At 55.1% G+C, this 4,360-nt stretch carries 3 protein-coding genes and 1 pseudogene; 2 read left to right on the forward strand and 2 right to left on the reverse strand.

The features are described from left to right. Nucleotides 1-1,344, reverse strand: a 1,344-nt coding sequence (locus tag EN939_RS22795; RefSeq protein WP_335930798.1) for a DUF4011 domain-containing protein, incomplete at its 3' end; no start/stop codon positions are given. Nucleotides 1,345-2,010: 666 nt separating this feature from the next. Between EN939_RS22795 and EN939_RS22800 the strand changes: the two genes are divergently transcribed. Continuing rightward, nucleotides 2,011-2,460 (forward strand): MucR family transcriptional regulator, encoded by a 450-nt coding sequence (locus tag EN939_RS22800; protein WP_063169425.1) that lies wholly within the window; start codon nucleotides 2,011-2,013, stop codon nucleotides 2,458-2,460. 34 nt (nucleotides 2,461-2,494) lie between these two features. After that, entirely contained in the window at nucleotides 2,495-3,325 is an 831-nt protein-coding gene (locus tag EN939_RS22805) for a thermonuclease family protein (protein WP_127224212.1), read from the forward strand. 13 nt (nucleotides 3,326-3,338) lie between these two features. On the opposite strand, the pseudogene EN939_RS38135 reads toward EN939_RS22805, so the two are convergent. Continuing rightward, nucleotides 3,339-4,360, reverse strand: a pseudogene (locus EN939_RS38135) (KAP family NTPase); the annotation flags it as partial.

A 4,360-nucleotide genomic window follows, 5' to 3' on the forward strand; every position in this document is an offset into this window, starting at 1 on the left:
GACCTGCCTTAGTCGGGTTAGCTGGCCGAGAACCTGATAAGGAGTGAGTTCGGACGCTCCGAACGCAACGTGCATTCGTGCAGCATGTGCGTTGAGTTTATCGCGAGCCTCCAGCAAGCGATCAGTTAGGGAAGAAGGAAGCTGGCCCCTGGGCGATCCGAGTTGCCAGGTTCGCCGCAGCTCCTCTAGCATCATGCGCTTGTTCGCCTTGTTACTATGCAGCTCAAGGCAGGCGTCCCCCACCCCAGCAGTGTCAAGCCGTCGCTTGACGACCTCCAGCGCTGCCATCTTTTCGGCCACGAACAGCACGGTCTTTCCGTCGGCAACGGCCGACCCAATAATGTTTGCGATCGTCTGCGATTTTCCTGTCCCAGGCGGACCTTGGATAACGAGGTCGCGACCTTTTCTGACGTCATGGATCGCCAGTGTCTGAGAACTGTCACTGTCGACGATATGCAACATTTCGGCGGGCGCAATGTGCGGATCAATCGCTATGTCGTCCGACATAAGCGGCTCGCGTGTTTCGAAACCATCTGAAAGAAGCGAGCGGATCTTCGGTTGTTCGATAATCTTTGCGCCATCGGGCCAGAGATCCGGATCCAGATCACGGTACATCAAGAACTTCGCAAACGAGAAGAAGCCGAGCACCATATCGTCGCGAAGCACCTCCCAACCCTCTTTGGTCGAAATTGCTTCGGCAACGGCATCGAGATAGGCCGAGACGTCGAAGTCATCTCCCACCTCAAAACGCGGCAGAGCGAGCTTGTGAATGCGGTCGAGATAGAGTTCCAAGGAGAGGTTTGCGGTAAGATCTTCCGGCCGGGCTCGTAGGCGGAATTTTTCTCCAGCGGCCCCTCGCTCAAGCCGAACCGGCACCAAAATGAGGGGGGCCTGACGGATGTTCTCTTTGTTGTTCGGGTCAATCCACTTCAGCATTCCAAGGGCCAGAAAGAGGATATTGACGCCCTGCTCTTCCTCGAGTGTGCGGGCATCATGGTAGAGATCAAGGAGCCGCCGCTGCAGCCCAGTTGGGGTCATACGCGTCTGCAGCTTGGTGTCCGAGTGCCGCGCGGATATCCCTCTGTTATCGACTCCATCGTCCTCTGGTTGGGCGAGAGCGACGGGGGAATAGTCGATCTCTTCGTCTGGAGGGCTGCTTTCATCCTGGCCCGCTTTCGGCCTATCGGGCTTGCCGGCCAGGAAGGTAAAAGCCTTTCCTTCGGTCACCAGCAATCGATAAATTTCGGACGACTTCTCATCGACGATATCGATCGTCTTCGCGCTCTTGGAAAACCGCGGCACATTCAAAAGTCGATTGCGGGCGGAAAGATCGAGCAACTCCATCCTGGCGCGCTCGAGTTTCTCCTTTAGAGGGAGATCGCTTTGGAAGACTGACTGTTTTACGTCCAAGACTTACATCCCCTTTGAAAGGAGAACCAGCTAGAGCCCGCGTAGAGCGTTCGCGCAAGAAAAAACAGCCGTGTTCAATTAGAAACGACTGCGATCACTTCTGGACACCGTCCAATATTGCGACGTGTGATATGGGTCAGAGCCTGCATTCTTGGCCCCCTTTGCCTAGTCGCTATCCGACGAGGATTCTCGCTCCCTGCCCCCGTATTTAGCCGCCTCCACAATGTCTTTTTCTGACACAGAGAGTCCGTTGCGGACCCGAATGGCTCCCGCACTTGGAACGCGGTCCAATTCAGATCCAGTCTTTGCCTTATCCTTCTGGGGCTTAACCTCCGGCGGCGGGTCTTTCGAAAATGTCATGCGTAGGTCCTACTCGTCCAAATCTAAATGCATCCGCCTGTGAGCCTCAAGCCGCTTTCCTGGTCATACAAAGAAAACGCCGCGCCCAATCAATCCACCGTCTCTCGTGGTTCCGCATTCTGATTGGCGCTTTAACATTCATCACTATTAGCGCCTGGCATTTAGTATCCTCCCTCTACTGGTTTTTTTAGCCGATAAGTAATAGATCGGGATTTCACTGCAGAAGTCCGGAGCCATGAAGTGACTGACGAAATCCAAAATACGGCCACCGCGCTGATGGAGCTTACCGCCGATATCGTTGCGGCTTATGTGAGCAAGAATTCAGTGCCGGTCTCCTCATTGCCGGACCTTATTGCCAGCATCAATTCGTCATTAGCGCGTATCGGCCAGCCGTCCGAACCGGAAAAACCCGACCAAGTTCCCGCGGTCAACCCCAAGCGCTCAGTCACTCCAGACTACATCGTCTGCCTCGAAGACGGCAAAAAGTTCAAGTCCCTCAAGAGACACTTGAACACGCATTTTGGACTGACGCCCGACGCCTATCGCCAAAAATGGGGCCTCTCCAACGATTACCCCATGGTCGCGCCTAACTATTCAGCCAATCGCTCCAGATTGGCAAAATCGATTGGCCTCGGTCGCACAGCAGCCGCGCCCAAGAAAGCAGCAGCCAAGAAGTCAAAGACGCGCTAGCAAAACATTTGGCAGCTTCGCAAAGGATCGAAAATTGAATCGCGATCGCTATTCCCATCGCCGCAGCTCGCGGCCAAGACGCGGCCGGGTTTCAATTATGCGCAAGCGTTTCTTTTCACATAAATCATTAGCCGCGATCCTGGTGATCACGCTAGCAGTGGGCGCTTATGTCACCTCCTACTTTACAGGGTGGGGCAACCAGATCGCGGGACCCAATACAGCAAGCGCACTCGGGTCAAAACCGAAGCCTATCGTCGGCGTAGCGTCCATCGTTGACGGGGACACGATCGAGATCCACGGACAGCGTATTCGTTTCAATGGCATCGACGCACCTGAAAGCAGCCAAAACTGCAGCGACGCAAGCGGGCAAGAATACCCATGCGGCCGCAAATCCGCAGAAGCACTGGACATCTTCCTCAGTCAATCCCGACCCATCCAGTGCAACTTTGTTTCGTGGGATCGTTACAACCGCTTCGTTGGTGATTGTCAGCGGGCGGACGGTGCTAGCATTGCGTCTTGGATGGTCGAACAGGGTTATGCCCTGGATTGGCCTCGATACAGCCATGGTAGTTACGCGTCACAACAGGCAGATGCCCAAAGGGCCAAGATTGGCATCTGGGTTGGCACTTTCACAGCCCCTTGGGATTGGCGAGCAACACATGCAGCCAACAATAAACCCGGTAATGACACATCCTACGGCCTTACAGGCCGTCGCCAAATAGCTCAGAGCTATTCGTGTCAACCGCGTCGCTATTGTAAGCAAATCTCCTCATGCGATGAGGCGCGCTGGTATCTCAATAACTGTAGCTGGGGACCCAAATTGGACCGGGACGGCGACGGAATTCCGTGCGAAGGCATTTGCTGACCAAGCCAATTCCTTAGCGCGCTTTCAGCAAGCCGGACTGGCCACCAGCGTTTCGGTGCATTTGCGCGAGTGCCAATAGAGCCTGGCAAAAGGGCTGGCTGACGTTTGTCTTGGAAAATTCCACCAGCTCGTTGAGCCCGGATGGGCTAGAAAACCGCAAGGCTTCGTAGCGACAGACAGGGATCTGCCGATTATCTCTGAAGCGTTTGTCGGGTCCGCCATTCTTATTGGGATGAGCCCAGGTATAGCTCACGATCTCAGCATCAGATGGAACTTTGCCGGTCTCAATAAAATTGCTGGGGGCAAATTGCGTCCTGAGGTCTCCATACCCAACGGCACCGTACTGGTTTCCGTCCTTCACCAAAATCATGTCTGGCATGAAATAAAGGATTTGCCGGCCGACGTGTATCGACGGTGGTGTGACATTGCTGCGAACAACCGTCGGCAAGGAAGCTTGGAGCGTCGTCGACTTTTTATCGACCAACATCGTGGCTCCCGCATTGCGCTTCCAAGTCGTCAGATCCTCTATCTTGCCACCAGCCGCGACATGCCAACTCGCCGCGCAGCGTGTGAGCGTGTCAAAGGCGGCGACAAGTCGCCCGTAGGCCGCCTCCGCGTCCTGCTCCAAATCATAGTAGAGCACGCTCACCCGGCGGTAGCTGTCCAACCAGTTGCCAATAAGCATGCCCGGCAAAAAGGCAGCAATACCGATCAGCGCCACCCCACCTCCCAGCATTGCGCCTGCGATCAATCCGGCGATCCCAAACAGCACGGCCAGGATGAGCGACATTCGCGTCTGCGATTGCCTCGCATTGATTTCATCAAGCACATTGGCAAATGTCTCATCACGCATCTCGATCACATCGGCGGACTCGATTTCTCTCATCACGACGCCACCGCTGACATATTCCACGGGTGAGGATGTTGGATGGGGCTTTGGCCCAGATGGGAATTCAGACAGTTGCAGCGTCTGCTTGGCGCTGCGCTTTCCCAAAGTGCCTCGGTAGTAGAGACCGCCGACGCCTGCATGAATAT

Origin of the sequence: Mesorhizobium sp. M7A.F.Ca.CA.002.05.1.1 (assembly GCF_003998335.1) — a bacterium.
GTDB lineage: Bacteria > Pseudomonadota > Alphaproteobacteria > Rhizobiales > Rhizobiaceae > Mesorhizobium.